At 73.2% G+C, this 16001-nt stretch carries 10 protein-coding genes; 9 read left to right on the forward strand and 1 reads right to left on the reverse strand.

The window, feature by feature from the left end; genetic code table 11:
• The first annotated feature begins 69 nt into the window (after positions 1 to 69).
• From AC3DEV_RS12550 to nudC, 8 genes are all read left to right on the forward strand, one after another.
• Positions 70 to 1080, forward strand: a complete 1011-nt coding sequence (locus tag AC3DEV_RS12550; protein ID WP_488372331.1) for a DUF3152 domain-containing protein — start codon at positions 70 to 72, stop codon at positions 1078 to 1080.
• Complete coding sequence (locus tag AC3DEV_RS12555) at positions 1077 to 2306, forward strand: ThiF family adenylyltransferase (protein WP_488372332.1); 1230 nt, start codon at positions 1077 to 1079, stop codon at positions 2304 to 2306. The genes AC3DEV_RS12550 and AC3DEV_RS12555 overlap by 4 nt, the downstream gene beginning before the upstream one ends.
• Before the next feature lie 26 nt (positions 2307 to 2332).
• Positions 2333 to 3223, forward strand: a complete 891-nt coding sequence (locus AC3DEV_RS12560; protein WP_488372333.1) for a TIGR02569 family protein — start codon at positions 2333 to 2335, stop codon at positions 3221 to 3223.
• Positions 3220 to 4500 (forward strand): MFS transporter, encoded by a 1281-nt coding sequence (locus AC3DEV_RS12565; protein WP_488372334.1) that lies wholly within the window; start codon positions 3220 to 3222, stop codon positions 4498 to 4500. The genes AC3DEV_RS12560 and AC3DEV_RS12565 overlap by 4 nt, the downstream gene beginning before the upstream one ends.
• A gap of 124 nt (positions 4501 to 4624) precedes the next feature.
• Positions 4625 to 7894: a PD-(D/E)XK nuclease family protein gene (locus tag AC3DEV_RS12570; RefSeq protein WP_488372335.1), complete on the forward strand. Its 3270-nt coding sequence runs from the start codon at positions 4625 to 4627 to the stop codon at positions 7892 to 7894.
• 5 nt (positions 7895 to 7899) lie between these two features.
• Positions 7900 to 11256: an ATP-dependent DNA helicase gene (locus AC3DEV_RS12575; protein ID WP_488372388.1), complete on the forward strand. Its 3357-nt coding sequence runs from the start codon at positions 7900 to 7902 to the stop codon at positions 11254 to 11256.
• Between the two features lie 63 nt (positions 11257 to 11319).
• Complete coding sequence (locus AC3DEV_RS12580; protein ID WP_488372336.1) at positions 11320 to 12399, forward strand: potassium channel family protein; 1080 nt, start codon at positions 11320 to 11322, stop codon at positions 12397 to 12399.
• An 81-nt stretch (positions 12400 to 12480) separates the two neighbouring features.
• Positions 12481 to 13407 (forward strand): NAD(+) diphosphatase, encoded by a 927-nt coding sequence (gene nudC, locus AC3DEV_RS12585; protein ID WP_268099431.1) that lies wholly within the window; start codon positions 12481 to 12483, stop codon positions 13405 to 13407.
• 44 nt (positions 13408 to 13451) lie between these two features.
• Here nudC and AC3DEV_RS12590 read toward each other — a convergent pair whose 3' ends face one another.
• Entirely contained in the window at positions 13452 to 13730 is a 279-nt protein-coding gene (locus AC3DEV_RS12590) for a mycoredoxin (RefSeq protein WP_067712346.1), read from the reverse strand.
• A gap of 96 nt (positions 13731 to 13826) precedes the next feature.
• Here AC3DEV_RS12590 and AC3DEV_RS12595 point away from each other — a divergent pair, with 96 nt between their 5' ends.
• Entirely contained in the window at positions 13827 to 15968 is a 2142-nt protein-coding gene (locus AC3DEV_RS12595; protein ID WP_488372389.1) for an ATP-dependent DNA helicase UvrD2, read from the forward strand.
• Positions 15969 to 16001: the final 33 nt, after the last annotated feature.

A 16001-nucleotide genomic window follows, 5' to 3' on the forward strand; every position in this document is an offset into this window, starting at 1 on the left:
AGGAGGCGCCTCACCCGGCATGTGGGATCGTGTAGGCCTTGATCGAGGAGTGGACGTGGAGGTGTACTGATGAGCGACGGCCGTCGCCGGACGTCGGGCGGTGCGGACGCCGAGGGCCGTCAGCGACCCCCGTACTACCCTCCGCACGGGGAGCCGTTGCGCGCGCCGTGGGACCCGCAGGAGTCGACCCCGGGGCGCCGCCGGTCGGTGCCCGGATCGCGGGACCACCTGCGCCGACAGACCCCGGTCGGCAGGTTTCTCTCCACCTGGGGCTGGCGCGCGTACGCGATCCCGGTGCTCGTGGTGCTCACCGCCCTGGTGATCGGGGACGCCATCGTCTCGCCGGGCGTGTCGGACGAGGACCGGGTGGTCCGGGCGGAGGAGGCCCCGGCCGTGGTCGGGGTGCCCGCGGCCGGTGAGGTCCCGCCCAGTGGTGAGTTGCCGGAGGGCGGCTCCTTCATCGGGGCCGCGAGCGGGGAGTTCAGGATCGTGCCCGGCGGCACCGATCCGGTGGGACGCCCGACGGCCGAGCAGTTCAGCTACACGGTCGAGGTCGAGGACGGGATCGACACCGTCGACTTCGGCGGGGACGACTCGGTCGCCAGGATGGTCGACGCGACCCTGGCCAACCCCAAGAGCTGGACGGCCGACGGCGCCGTCGCGTTCCGGCGGATCGCCGGGGACGAGCCCGCGTTCCGGGTCTCGCTGGCGAGCCCCATGACGGTCCGCGAGAACTGCGGGTACGACATCGAACTCGAGGCGAGTTGCTACAACTCGGCCACCGGGCGCGTGTACCTCAACCTCGCGCGCTGGGTGCGGGGAGCGAGGTCGTTCCAGGGCGACATCGGGTCCTACCGGCAGTATCTGGTCAACCACGAGGTCGGCCACGCGATCGGCTACCCGGCCCACGAGCCGTGCCCCGCGGACGGCGCACTGGCGCCGATCATGATGCAGCAGACGTTCGGCGTGAATAACGGCGACATCCACCAGTTGGATCCCGAGGGCGTGGTCCCGGACAACGACGACACGTGTCGATACAACGCGTGGCCGTTCCCCGACGGACCCCCGGTGGCGGGATGACCGCCGCGGGCGGACCGGGGGACCGCGGCCTTCCCCCGCTGGTGGACCCGGTACCGGACCTGACGAGGGACGAGCGGGAACGGTACTCGCGGCACCTGTTGCTCGGCGCGATCGGCGACGAGGGGCAGCGTCGCCTGCGCGCCGCGTCGGTGTTCGTCGTGGGTGCCGGCGGCCTGGGTGCCCCGGTGCTCATGTACCTCGCCGCGGCGGGCGTCGGGAGGATCACGGTCGTCGACGACGACGAGGTGGACCTCGGCAACCTGCACCGGCAGGTGATCCACTCCGTCGGGGCCGTGGGCCGACCCAAGGTGGACTCGGCGAGGGACCGTCTGGCCGAGTTGGCGCCCGGGGTCCGGGTCGACGCGATCCACGCCCGACTCGACGCCCTGAACATCGAGTCGCTTCTCGAGGGCCATGATCTGGTGATCGACGGCAGCGACAACTTCGCGACCAGGTACCTGGTCTCCGACGCCTGCGAGATCGCCGGGATCCCGCTCATCTGGGGGACCATCGACCGCTTCCGGGCGCAACTCGCCGTGTTCTGGTCGCGCCCACCGGCGCCCGCCGACCCGGTGACCCTGCGGGATCTCTACCCGTCCCCACCGCCTCCCGGGTCGGTGCCCAGCTGTGCCGAGGCCGGGGTCGTGGGCGCGCTGTGTGGCACGGTCGGGTCGATGATGGCCATGGAGGCGGTCAAGCTCGTCACGGGAGCGGGCCGGCCCCTGCTCGGACGCCTGGTCCTGATGGATCTGCTCGAGTCGACCCACCGGGCGGTGACGATCCGACCGGACCCGTCGAGGGAGCCGGTCACCCGACTGCCCGACGGGGCCGACGACGTCTCCTGCGAGGTGCCGGCGGCCGGGCCGGCTGCCGTGCCGGTCGTCACCGCTGTCGAGCTCGCGGAGGAGTTGACGCAGGCGGGGTCCCCCGGCGCTGCCGCCCCGGTCCTCGTGGACGTCCGCGGGGCGGGTGAGCGGTCCATCGCCCGGATCGAGCCGTCGGTGTGGGTGCCCCTGGACTCGGTCGCCGAGGACGCCGCGGACCCCACCGGTGTCCTCGGTCGCGCCGCCGCCCGGGGGCGCCTGGTCCTCTACTGCAAGTCCGGTGTGCGCTCCGCGCGCGCCGCCACGACCCTGTCCGGGGTCGGATTCACCGGCGTCCGGTCGTTGGCGGGCGGTATCGACGCGTGGACACGCGACGTCGACCCGTCCCTGCCCGGGTATTGACCGAGGAGGTGGGTAGCGTGGGCGGTGTGAACGATGCGAGGGTCCCCGAGCACGTCCGTGGCGCGTTCGGCGTGGCGGACGGCCCGGCCGTCCCCGTGGTCGCCGGCTCCGGGACCGGCTGGCTGGTGTCCACCTCCGGCGCCGCCGTGGTGCTCCGCCCCGTCGCGGACACGGCGCTGGCGAACTGGTCCGCCCGGGTCCGGGAGGAACTGGACGTGACGGGGCTCCGGGTTGCCCTCCCCGTCCGCTCGACCGATGGACGCCACGTCGTGTCCGGCTGGCGCGCCGACCGGGTGGTGTCCGGTCGCCCCGAGGCGCGCGCCGACGAGACCATCGCGTGGTCCGCTCGGATCAACGCGGCGCTCGCCGACGTGGAGCCCCCGCGGCCCGCCACCCGCCCGGCGAGGCGGCCGTGGGCGGAGACCGACCTGTTCGCGTTCGCCGAGGCGGCCGCCTGGGACGGTGACCCCGAGCACGACCTGGCGCCCGGGATGGAGGACCGCGGCACGCCCTTCGCGACCCACCGTGCGGCCGCTCTGCTCGGTGCGACGGGCCTCATCCGGCACCGCAGGCCGGTCGGGATGCCCGTGGCCGGCGTGGTCCACGGGGATCTCGCCCGGGGTCTGCTCTTCGACTCGTCCGCCGAACCCGCACTGACCGACGTCGTGCCCTATGCCCGGCCGGCCTCGTGGTCGGCCGCGGTCGTCGCCGTCGACCACCTGTCGTGGGGGACGGCCGACACCGGGGTCCTCGGCAGATGGCGCCATCTCGAGCAGTGGCCCCAGATGGTGTTGCGCGCTGCCGTGTTCCGGTTGGCGGTGCACGCGCTGCACCCCGGTTCGCGGCCGCACGCGATGGACGGGTTGCAGTCCATGGCCCGCGAGGTCGGCGAGTTCGTGGGGGACACGTCGGCATGACCCCCCGTTCCCCGCGGGCATCGTCCCGCCAGGGTGCCCTCGCGTTTCCGCTCGTGGCCCTCGTCGGCGTCGTCCTCGTCTCGCTGAACCTCCGGACCGCCGTCACCTCCCTCAGCCCGCTGCTCGGGGTGATCGACGCCGAGATCGGCCTCGGCGCCGCCGGGATGGGGCTGCTCGGGATGGTCCCGACCGCGATGTTCGCCGTCTGGGGTGTGCTCACCCCGATCGTCCTACGCCGGGTGGGTCTGGAGATGCTCACGGTCCTGGCGATGGTCGCGGCGGCCGTCGGGCAGCTCATCCGGGCCGCCGCCCACGACCCCTGGGTGATGGGCGCGGGATCACTCATCGCGCTGGCGGGGATGGGGATCGGCAACGTCGTCGCCCCGCCCCTGGTCAAGAAGTACTTCCCCCGGCACGTGGCCGCGGTCAGCATGGCCTACATCACCGGTCTGCAGCTGGGCACCGTCGTCCCGGCGCTGGTGGCGGTGCCGGTCGAGGAGGCCGCCGGGTGGCGGGTCTCCATCGGGTGGTGGGCGGTCCTCGCCGTCGTCGCCGCGATCCCCTGGATCGTCGAGATCGTGCGGCCGGGCGTCCACACCGACTCCCCTCGTGCCACCGGGTCCCCCCGCCCCGCCGGCGGCCCTACCGACAGCGCCGCCGCCAGCGCCCCCGACGGCTCCGCCGCGACCCCCACCCGGCGCATCCGCCCGTGGCGCTCGCCCGTCGGCGTGGCGCTGGCCCTGTTCTTCGGAACCAACTCCTTGTGCACGTACGCGTTCTTCACCTGGCTCCCGGCCGTGGCCGAATCGATCGGGATGACGCGCGCGGAGGGCGGGTTGGCGTTGGCGGTGTACTCGGCGATCGGCCTCATCGCGGCGTTGGTGGTGCCGTGGGCGGCGGGCCGCTTCGAGGACCCGTACGCCGTCGTCGTCGTCTCCGTCGTGTCCTACCTGGCCGGGTTCGCCGGCCTGCTCTGGGCTCCCGGCGCGGCGTGGTTGTGGATCTGCCTGCTCGGCGTGGGACCCAGCACGTTCCCGCTCTGCCTCACGCTGATCAACCTCCGCACGCGCACCCAGGCCGGCTCCGCCGCGCTCTCCGGGTTCTCCCAGGGCGTGGGGTACACGGCCGCGTCCTTCGGGCCGCTCGTGTTCGGCATGCTGTTCGACGGCCCCGGGCTCGGGGCGGGCCTGGCGTTCCTCACGGTGGTGTTGGCGATCATGACGGTCGTCTCGCGGACGGCGTGCCGCCCGAACATGCTCGAGGACACCCTGCGCTGAGGCGTACCGTCCCCCGCGCCGGTCGCGCGGCCGGTCTGCGCGGTGCGGGGTCGACATGCCCTCCGGCGAGCGGCTCGTCCGGGCGGGCAGGGGGGATGTCGTGGTCGTGTGGTCTCATCGAGCCGTGACACAGCCCGCCCCTGCCCCGACCGCCCCTGCCCCGACCGCCCCCCGCGACGCACGCGCGGTCGACGAGCATGGAACGTCCTGGTCGGCGGAACTCGACGACCTCCTCGGGCGTGACTGGTCGGGTGCCCGGACGCGCAGGCAGGACCGGTGGGTCGTGCGCGGGGGCCCGGGCAGCGGGAAGACGTCGCTGATCGTCGATGTGGTGCGATCCGCGGTGGCCGGCGGGGTGGGGATGGACGGGGTCCTGGTGCTCACCGGCTCGGCGGCGGCCGCGGCCACCCTGTTCGAACAGGCCACCCACGGGATGCCCCCGCACCTCGTGGTCGGCACCGACGCGCCCGTCCGCACCGTGCACTCCCTCGCCCACGCGGTCGTCCGGTTGGCGGCCGCGCGGGCCGACGCACCGCCCCCGCGCCTGCGCACCGGAGCCGAGCACGACGCGGTGGTGCGGGAGACCCTGATGGGCGAACTGGCGGACGGGGCCCCGCACTGGCCCGAACAGATGCGGCCGGCTCTCTCCACCGTCGGATTCGCCCGCGAACTGCGCGACCTGCTCCTGCGTTCGCTGGAGAGGGGCATCGGACCCCGTGAACTCGCCCGGCTGGGCCGCACCGCGGGGCGTCCGGCCTGGGTCGCCGCCGCCGGGTTCTTCCGCCGCCACGAGGAGCAGATGGCGCTGCGGTCCGGGGTGCGTTCCGGACAGTCGGACATACCGGAGGCGCTCAACGCAGCTGAACTCGTCGGGGCCGCACTGGACGCCCTCACCGCCGATCCCGATCTGCGCGAGATCTTCCGGTCCCGCCGTCTCGTCGCGGTGGATGACGCGCAGCACCTCGATCCGCTGGCCGCCGAGTTCGTCGCGGCGGTCGGAGGCGGGGCGGACGTCCTGCTCGTGGCCGAGGACGGCGACCAGTCGGTGTTCCGGTTCCGTGGCGCCGACGGGGGTCTCGCCCGGGCCGTGGTGGACCAGGGTGGCCGCGCGATCGACCTGAACACCGGGCACCGCATGTCACCGGCGATCACGGCCGTCGCCGCGCGCGTCGCGTCGAGACTCCCCGGGGCCGCCCGCCACCGGCCCCGCGAGACGCCGGGCCCGGCCGAGGGGTCGGTGGGGGTGACCGTCGCGGGCTCGTCCGCCGCGGAGGCCGCGGTCATCGCGGATTTCCTACGCCGTCGACACGTCCTGGACGGCGTCGACTACGCGGAGATGGCGGTGGTGACCCGCTCGCTGCCCCGGGTGGCGGACGCGCTCTTCGCCGCCCTCGACGCCGCGGGGGTCCCGGTCGTGGACGCGGGCGCGGAGATCCCGCCCGCCCACGACCCCGTGGCGTCGGCGCTCCTGCTGCTGGTGCGTTCCGCCGTGGACGGCGAGACCGGAACCGATGCGGAACAGACGCTGGCGATGCTCTCCGGCCCGATCGGACGCGCCGACGCGGTGGCCATGCGGCGCCTCCGGCGCGGCCTGCGTCGCTCCGGGATCGGCGGGACCGAGCCGAGTGCGGACACACTGCGCCGGCTCGTGCTCGCGGAGGAGGACCAAATCCCGCCGGGCCTGACGGCGGTGGAGCTCGCGCCGGTGACCAGGGTCCGGCGGGCCCGCGCGGCGGTCCTGGAGGAACTCGGGGCGGGCGGCACCGCGGAGGAGGCCCTCTGGGCCGCGTGGTCGGCGTCGAGACTGGAGAGGCGCCTCGTCCGTCAGGCGGTCGCCGCCGACCCGTGGTCCCGGCCCGTGGACCGCTCGCTCGACGCGGTCGTGTCGCTGTTCGACCACGCCGCCGACTTCGTCGACAGGGTCCCCGGCGGGTCCGTCGCCCTCTTCTGTGACGTCGTCTCCGGCGAGGACCTGCCCGCCCCCGGACGCGCGGACACCAGAGCCCGCGGAGGGGCGGTCAGCGTCCTGTCCGCGCATGCGGCGGTGGGCAGGCAGTGGCGGGCCGTGGCCGTGTGCGGCGTGCAGGACGGGGTGTGGCCCGCACCGCGCCGGCGGTCCGGTCTCCTGGGCGTCGACGAGCTGGTCGACCTGACCGAGATCGCCGGTGACGGTCCGGTGCCGTCCGAGGCCGAGCGGGCCGTGTCCTCCGCCGCCGCCCGGTCGGCCGAGGAACGACGGCTGTTCTACGTGGCCTGCTCCCGCGCGAGGGATCACCTCCTCGTGACCGCGGTCGAATCCCCGGAGGAGGGCGACGTCGCGCCCTCCCGGTTCGTCGACGAGATCTCCGACCTGGCCACCACCACCCCCACCGCGGCGCCCGCCGGGGCGGTGGGAGGCCCGCCCCGGCACGCACCCACCGTCTTCACGCTGCCGCACCTGGCCGTGGACCTGCGGGCGGCGCTCCACGACCCGGCCACCGACCCCGAGGATGCCCGGCACGCGGCCGGACTTCTCGCCGGACTCCGTGACGCCGGGGTGGAGGTCGCCGACCCGCGGACCTGGTTCGGCGCCGCCGAGCCGTCCTCGGGCACCCCGGTGGTCACCCCGACTCCGGGCGAGCCCCTCGCGGTCCTCTCACCCTCCGGTTTCGGCGCACTGGAGGAGTGCCCCCTCCGGTGGTTCCTCCAGAAGGTACGGGGCGACTCCGCGGACGCCGGATCCGCGGCCCCTCTCGTACGGGGCTCGGCGGTCCACGCGCTGACACAGGCGGTGGAGGGAGGGATCCCGGAGGACGCACTGCGGGGGGCCGTGCGGCGACGGGCGGAAGCCCTCACGATGGCCCGAGGGTGGTTCGCCGAGCGGGGCGCGGAGTCGATGGTCGAGATGGCCGAGACCTTCCGACTGTGGCGCGCCTCGACGCGCGACCAGTACACCACCGCCGGGGTCGAGGAGGCGTTCGAGTTCGACGTCGACGGCCCGGTGCGGGTCCGCGGACGGATCGACCGGCTCGAGGCGACCACGGCGGGACAGGTGATCCCGGTCGACGTGAAGACCTCCCGGGCCGCGGCGAGCCACGCCGAGGCCGCCGTGCACCCGCAGCTCGCCCTCTACCAACTCGCCGTCGCCGCCGGGGCCGTCGACTCCGCGGCGGGTCGGGCCCCCGGCGGAGGGCTCCTGCTCTACCTGGCGGGCAGGGAGGGACGCATGCCGGCCGAACGGATGCAGGACCCGCTCGGGACGGGGGCCGGGGAGGAACTCACCCGGCGGGTGACGGAAGCGGGCCGCGCGACCATCGGGCCGTCCTACACCGCGAGGGTAGGTCGCTGGTGTGAGCACTGCGACGTGAGATCCAGCTGCCCGGCGCAGCCCGAGGGAGAGCAGGTGATCGGGTGACCACGATGATCGAGCCCGACGTCATCGCCGACGCGCTCGGGATCCACCGGCCGACCGCCGAGCAGGCCGAGGTGATCTCTGGTCCGGCGGAACCGACGCTGGTCCTGGCGGGAGCCGGTGCCGGCAAGACCGAGACGATGGCCGCCCGCGTGGTGTGGCTGGTGGCGAACGGCTACGCCCGCCCGGGGGAGATCCTCGGGCTGACCTTCACCCGCAAGGCCGCGCAACAGCTGTCCCGTCGCATCCGCCGGCGGCTCGACGCGCTGGCGCGCAGTCCCCTGTGCACGGGCCCGGGAGCCGCTCTTGGCATTGCGGAGGCCATCCGCACCGAGGATCCACAGATCTCGACCTACCACGCGTTCGCCGGGACCCTGCTCGGGACATACGGACTGCTTGTCCCCGTCGAACCGGACGCGCGGCTGCTCACCCCCACCGCCGCCTTCCAACTCGCCCACGACGTGGTGTCGAGGTGGGAGAGTCCCCTGACGACCGGATCGACCCCCGGCCGGGTGACGCGCGACGTGCTCACGCTGGCAGGACAGCTGTCCGACCACCTCGTCACCACCGACGACCTGCGCACCGACCCCGACCTGATGACCACCCTCGTCGCGACCCTGCCCCCCGGGCCGCGGCAACGCCAGGCCCCCACCCGGTGGCTCCAGGAGACGGCGGACGTGCAGGGGCATCGCGACGAACTGGCGGACCTGGTGGACGCGGTCGCGGCCCGCATGCGCACGGAATCGGCGCTCGATCACGGTTCGCAGATGGCGCTGTCCGCCACCGTCGCGCGCGACCACCCCCAGGTCGGCCAGGCCGAGCGCCGGGCGTTCCGGGTCGTGCTGTTGGACGAGTACCAGGACACCGGGCACTCGCAGCGAGTCCTGCTCTCCTCCCTGTTCGGGGGCGGGGCGGGACCCGTCCCGGCCGTCACCGCCGTCGGCGATCCCATGCAGTCCATCTACGGCTGGCGCGGGGCCTCGGCCTCGAACCTCGACAGGTTCCGCGAGGACTTCCCCCTGGCCGACGGTCGGCGGTCGCACCTGCGCGAGCTCACCACCTCGTGGCGGAACCCACCCGAGGTCCTGACGCTGGCCAACCGGATCACCGCGCCCCTGCGCGACCGGCCGGGGTCGATCCCCGTCCCCGAACTGCGAGCCCGACCCGGCGCCGAGGCCGCCGACCTCCGGGTGGCCGTCCTGGACACCGCGTCGGACGAACGGGAATGGCTCGCAGACGCGATCGCCGCGAGATACAGCGCGGCCGCCCGGGACGGTCGCACGCCGACCGCTGCGGTGTTGGTCAGACGCAACGGGGATTCCGCGGCGATCGCCGCCGCCCTCGAGTCGCGCGGCCTGGCCGTCGAGGTGGTGGGGGTGGGCGGACTGCTCGACGTCCCCGAGGTCGCCGACGTCGTCGCGCTGCTCACCGTGGTCTCCCGCCCGGGTGCGGGACCCGCACTGCTGCGCCTGCTCAGCGGTTCCCGGTTTTCCCTCGGAGCCGCGGACCTCGCCGCGCTCGCCCGGCGTGCCTCCCACCTGTCGCTACGCCGGTCCGCGGCCCCCGGCGGGGCGGTGGCCGCTCTCGATCAGCTGGAGGACATCCTCGACGGCATCGCCAGGGGGGAGGAGACCGACTCGGCCGGGCTCGCCGACGCCCTCGCCGACCCCGGCCCCGCAGCCGGTTACAGCGCGGACGGCGCCGCGCGCATCAGCGAACTCGCCGGGATCATCTCGGGCCTGCGTGCCCGCTCCTCGGCACCCCCCGCCCGCCTGGTCGCCGCCGCCGAGCAGGCGCTCGGGGTCGACGCGGAGGTCCGCCTACGCCAACGCGCGGGAGCCGGCGAGGCCCGCGAGCAACTCGATGCGCTGCAGGAGGTGGCGGCGGGGTTCCGGCCGGACCGGGGAACAGGACTGGACGCCTTCCTGGCCTACCTCGACCTCGCGCGCACGGTCGACGGCGGGCTCGCGCGCGGTGAAGTCGCCGCGACACCGGGGCGGGTCCAGATCCTCACCGTCCACTCCGCCAAGGGGCTCGAGTGGGAGATCGTGGCCGTCCCGCACCTGGCGCAGGGGGTCTTCCCGTCCGACCAGGCGCCCCAGACTTCGGTGCGGACGGCGACCCAGGTACCCGAGCGACTGCGGGGGGACCGCGAATCGGAGGACAACCCCGGCGGCGTCCCGGTGCCCCGACTCGACGACGTGACCGACCGGAAACTCCTGCAGGACGCGCTCGAGACTCATATCAAGCGGGTCAGGCGGCGCTCCCTGGACGAGGATCGGCGACTGTTCTACGTGGCGGTGACACGAGCCGAGCAGACGCTTCTGCTCTCCGGGTCACACTGGATCGGAGGGGCCGCCACACCCAAGGGCCCCTCGGAATTCCTCGACGAGGTCGTGGAGGCGTGCGGGGGAGACGAGCCACTGGGCGAGATCGATCACCTCGTCGTCACACCCTCCCCGGCCAACCCCGCCACGACGACCGTCGTGGAGGCCACGTGGCCACGACCGGCCGCACCCGACCGCGTCGCCGTCGCACGGGCGGTCGACGCGGCCGTGCCGGTGGACCCGGAGAACGAGGACGCGCCCGAATCGGGACCGGCACGCCGCTGGCACCTGGCCGCGGCACCGCTGCTGGCCGACGCGCGGCGGGCGGCCGAACAGCGGGACGAGGTGATCCTGCCCCGCCGGCTCACCGCGGGCCAGATCGTCGCTCTGGCGTCCGACCCCCGGGAGTTCGCGGACCGACTCCGCAGGCCGGTCCCCTTCCGCCCCGACCGCTTCGCCCGCCGCGGGACCCGCTTCCACCTCTGGCTGGAGCACCGCTTCGGCGCCACCCACCTCCTGGACATCGACGACCTGCCCGGCGCCGGCGACCAGGGCGCGGCCGACGGATTGTCCGAGGCGGACCTGACCGCACTGCAGGAGGCGTTCGAGGCATCCCGGTGGGCACGGATGACACCCGAAGCGGTCGAGGTGCCCTTCGAGGTGGGGCTCGGCGAGCACCTGTTGCGCGGACGGATGGACGCGGTGTTCGCCGTCGCCGACCGCGACCGCGACGGCGACCGCGACGGCGACGGCGACGGCGGGTGGATCGTCGTGGACTGGAAGACCGGACGGGTGCCCGCCGAGCGGGACATGCCCGCCGTCGCCCTCCAGCTGGCCGTCTACCGGTACGCGTGGGCCCAGATCGCCACCGCACGCCTGGGACGACCCGTGGGGCTCGACCGCGTGCGCGCCGCCTTCCACTACGTGCGTTCCGGGCGCACGATCGAACCGGCCCCTCTGCCGGACGCCGACGAACTGTCGCGGCTCCTCACCGACGGGCCGGGGCGGGGCCGGTTGTTGTCCCGTGGCGGGCGATAGGCGACGATTCATGTCGATGACGGCACGGTCCCCGCGGGGGACGCGTCGCGGAAACGGAGTCCCATGGTGAAGAAGCGCGCACTGGCATCGCGGTTCCGTGGCCACGACCCGCTGGACGAGAGTCCCGACCATGCGCTCGTGGGCGTGGTGAGCATCCCGGAGAACAGTGAGACGCCGTGGCGGCTGATCGGCAAGCGCGTGGTGATGGCCGTCGTCGCCCTGTGCATCGCTGTGCTGGTGGTGTGGTTCGACCGCGGGGGCTATACCGGTGGCGGCGGAGCGAAAGGTGAGCTGACGCTCATCGATTGCTTCTACTACGCCACGGTCTCCCTCTCGACCACCGGTTACGGAGACATCACCCCGATCACCCAGCAGGCGCGGCTGATCAACACCATCGTCGTCACCCCGCTTCGCCTCGTATTCCTGATCCTGCTCGTCGGCACCACTCTGGCCGTGCTGACCGAGCAGTCCCGTCAAGCCTTCAAGATCCAGCGATGGAGAACCTACGTGCGCAATCACACCGTCGTCGTCGGCTACGGCACCAAGGGCAAATCCGCCATCGCCGCGATGCTCGCCGACGACACCGCCCCGGACGACATCGTCGTCGTCGACACCGACCCCCAGGCACTCAAGGCCGCGGCCGCCCACGGTCTGGTCACCGTCCACGGCTCGGCCACCCGGTCCGACGTCCTCAAACTGGCCGGCCTCACCCGCGCCTCCGCTGTCGTGGTGGCCACCAACTCGGACGACACGGCCGTGCTGGTCACCCTCACCGCGCGGGAACTGGCGCCCAACGCGAAGATCGTCGCGACGGTCCGCGAGAGCGACAACAAGCACCTGCTCAAGCAGTCCGGCGCAGACTCCGTGGTGGTCTCCGCCGAGACCACCGGACGTCTCCTCGGTCTGGCCACCAATTCGCCGACCGTCGTGGGGATGATGGAGGATCTGCTCACCCCGGACGAGGGCTTCTCCATCGCCGAACGACGGGTCGAGGAGTCCGAGGTGGGCGGCTCGCCCCGACACCTGGCCGAACTCGTCCTGGGCGTGGTGCGCAAGGGACAGCTCATCAAGGTCAACGAGTCCGAGGCAGACGCGCTCGAGAGTGGCGACCGGCTGCTCTACATCCGGATGATCCCCGACTGAGCGACGGGCAGGGCGGGAACGCCGAGGTGACCGGGCTACGCTGATCGACGCCCCTCACGACCGCGAAAAGGACCCCACACGATGCCGATGGACTTCACCCTCCACTCCGATCCGGTGCTCTCGGTGGCGGCGCCCGACAGGGCGGCACCGCTACGGCAGGACTCCGACGAGTTGAACAGGGGATGGGCCGCGGCGTGCGTCATGAAGGTGGACCGTCGCAACAGGTTCGCGATCGAGCCGACATCCGGTGATCGGCAGCGGATCCGCCTGGAACCCGCCCTGGACCTCGCGGACACCCTCCCCGAGGAGGCGGTGTTCCTCGGGAGGACCGAGGACGCCCGGCACATCTGGGCGGTCCCGGTCGACGAGCTCCCCGCCGACCCCGCGGTGACGTCGCTCCGCTCGTGTGGGGCCGACCTCGTCGAGGGTGACGGGTCGCTGGCCTCCCAGGCCATGGCCCTACTCGGGTGGCATCGCGACAACGTCCGCGGCCGCGAACGTACCCACCATCCGCGCCGGGTCGACGCGGGATGGGCGATCGAGGACCCGTTCCACGGGGGCCTCGAGTATCCACGGACCGACCCCGCCGTGATCTGTCTGGTCCACGACGGGGGACGCCGCGTGCTCCTCGCCCGCCAGCCGATCTGGCCCGAGGGCATGTACTCGCACGTCGCCGGTTTCGTCGAGGCGGGGGAGTCCCTGGAGGGCTGCGTTCGACGGGAGGTCGCCGAGGAGGTGGGCGTGGTCGTCGACCGCGTGCGCTACCTGGGCAGTCAGCCCTGGCCGTTTCCCCGGTCCCTCATGGTCGGCTTTCACGCCATCGGCGACCCCGAGGCCCCGATCGTGCTCGAGGACGAGGAGATCAGTGAGGCCGCGTGGTTCGACGTCGACCGGGTCCGTGACGCGCTGGCCGGCCGTGGCGACCTCATCGTGGCGCCGGCCGTCTCCATCGCGCACGTGATGCTGCAGTCCTGGGTCGCAGCGGTCGACGGGGACGCCGACGCCTGAGGACGCCGGTCCCCCGGCGTCGCCGTCAGGCCCGGCCGAGCGCGTCAGACCCCGGCGAGTTCGGCGAGCTTGGCGCGCACCTGCGAGGCCGGGGGATTGGTGGCGGTGGTGCCGTCCGAGTACAGCGCCGTCGGGACGACCCTGTTGCCGCCGTTCACGCTCTCGACGAAAGCGGCAGCATCGGCGTCCGCCTCCACGTCGACCTCGGTGTAGCCGATCTCCTTCTCGTCCAGCAGCTTCTTGAGTCGCGTGCAGAAGGGGCACCACGTGGTGGTGTACAGGGTCAGGGCGCCGGCATCGTCGTTCGTCGTCAGATCGCTCATGATGGGGTGTAACGCGCACGACCGCGGGAATCATCCCCGGGGGGAGGCCTCGGACGCGATGTCGGAGGCGGATGCCACGATGGGGGCGTGAGTGACATGCGGCGCGGACGGGGAGATGGTCGCGGACGGAAAGATGGTGCGGAGTCGGCCCTCGAGGGTCTCGACCCGCAGCAACGTCGTGCCGTGCTGGCGCCGCGGGGTCCCGTGTGCATCCTCGCCGGCGCCGGGACCGGCAAGACCCGCACGATCACCAGGCGCATCGCCCACCTGGTCACCACCGGGCACGTCCGCGGCGACCAGGTGCTGGCGGTGACGTTCACCGCCCGCGCCGCCGGGGAGCTGCGAATGCGGTTGGCGGGGCTGGGAGTCGCGGACGCCGGGACGGGACCCGTACAGGCCCGGACCTTCCACTCGGCCGCCCTGCGGAACCTGTCGTACTTCTGGCCACGGGTGTACGGGGAGGAACCCTGGCAGCTGTTGGACGGGCAGTTCCGCGCCGTCGCCCAGGCGGTACGCCGGGTCGGCCTGGACCCCGCCACGGAGACCATCCGCGACGTGCTGACCGAGATCGGCTGGGCCAAGTCCAGCCTGCTCACCCCGGACACGTACGCGGAGCAGGCCGTCGCGCTGGGTCGCGACCTGCCGGTGCCGGCCCCCGAGGTCGCGCGCGCGTTCCGGGCGTACGAGGACCTCAAGGTCTCCGGACCGGTCCGGATGCTCGATTTCGACGACCTCCTGAGCCACATGGCCGAACTCGTGGAAGAGGTCCCGGCGATCGCCGAGGAGTTCCGGGACCGCTACCGCTGCTTCGTCGTCGACGAGTTCCAGGACGTCACGCCGGCTCAACAACGGCTGCTCACCGCGTGGCTGGGCAGGCGGGACGACCTGACGGTGGTCGGTGACGTCAACCAGACCATCTATTCGTTCGCCGGCGCAGAACCGGACTTCCTGCTCGGTTTCGCGGACCGCTACCCGGGTGCCACCGTCGTGCGCCTGGAGTCCGACTACCGCTCCACGCCTCAGGTCGTGGACCTGGCCAATGCGGTGATCAGCGCCGGCAGCGGCCGTTTCCGCAGCGCCGGGCTCACCCTGCGGGGCATGCGACCGCCGGGTCCGGAGCCGGTTCTCGCCGAGTATCCCGACGAGGACGCCGAGGCGGAGGCGGTGGCGGGGGCCGTCGCCGATCTCGTCCACGGCGGGATGGACCCTTCGGAGATCGCGGTGCTGTACCGCATCAACGCCCAGTCCGAGCGGGTCGAGGCGGCCCTGGACGAGGCCGGGATCGGATACCGGCTCAAGGGGGGCGAGGGCTTCTTCGAGAGGCCGGTGGTCCGTCGGGCCATGTCGGCGATCGACCGACTGATCGACGGCTCGGACGAGGCGCGGGCGCAGGCGTACTCCCAGCTGTCGGACCCCACGGAGATCGTCGCAGTCATCAGGCAGGCGCTCGAGCCCCTCGGGCTCACCGCCGCCGAGCCGTCCGGTGCCCAGGCCCGGGAGACCTGGAATTCACTGAACTCGCTGGTGGGGCTCGCCGAGGAGATCGCCACGGCCGAGGCTCGCGAGGGCCTGCTGCCGGTGGTCGCGGGGCTCCGAGAACGTGCGGCGGCACGTCACGCCCCGGACGAGCGGGGTGTGACGCTGGCGTCGTTCCACGCCGCCAAGGGCCTCGAATGGGACGCGGTGTTCCTCATCGGGGTCCACGAGGGGAGTCTGCCGATCAGCCACGCGATCAACGCCGGACCGGACGCGATCGAGGAGGAGCGGCGCCTGCTCTACGTGGGCGTCACCCGCGCCCGCGAGCACCTGACCGTGTCGTGGAGTCGGAGTCGACGCGCCGGTGGCCGGGCCAGCCGACGTCCCAGCCGCTTCCTCGACCCCGTTCGCCCGGCCCAGTCCCCGGTCGGCCCGCGCGGGTCAACCGACACCTCGGACAAGGGACGGTGCCGCGGGTGCGGGGAGAAGCTCACCGGGCCCATGCACCGCGCGCTCGGGCTGTGTCCGGAATGCTCGGTGGAGGTCGATACCGGCCTGTTCGAACGACTGCGGGACTGGCGCAAGGAGACCTCCGAGCGGATCGGCAAACCCGCCTACACGGTGTTCACCAACGACACGCTCGCCCAGATCGCCCGGGAGCGGCCCTCCGACACCCGCGCACTGGGCCGGATCGGTGGGATCGGGGCGCACAAGCTGAGCGAGTACGGCGATGACGTGCTGAGGCTAATCCGCGCCACCTGAACCCGCCCTGCGCGGGAGGATCCCCGAGCCCGG

It is taken from the genome of Dietzia sp. IBK-p2-15D (genome assembly GCF_057773105.1).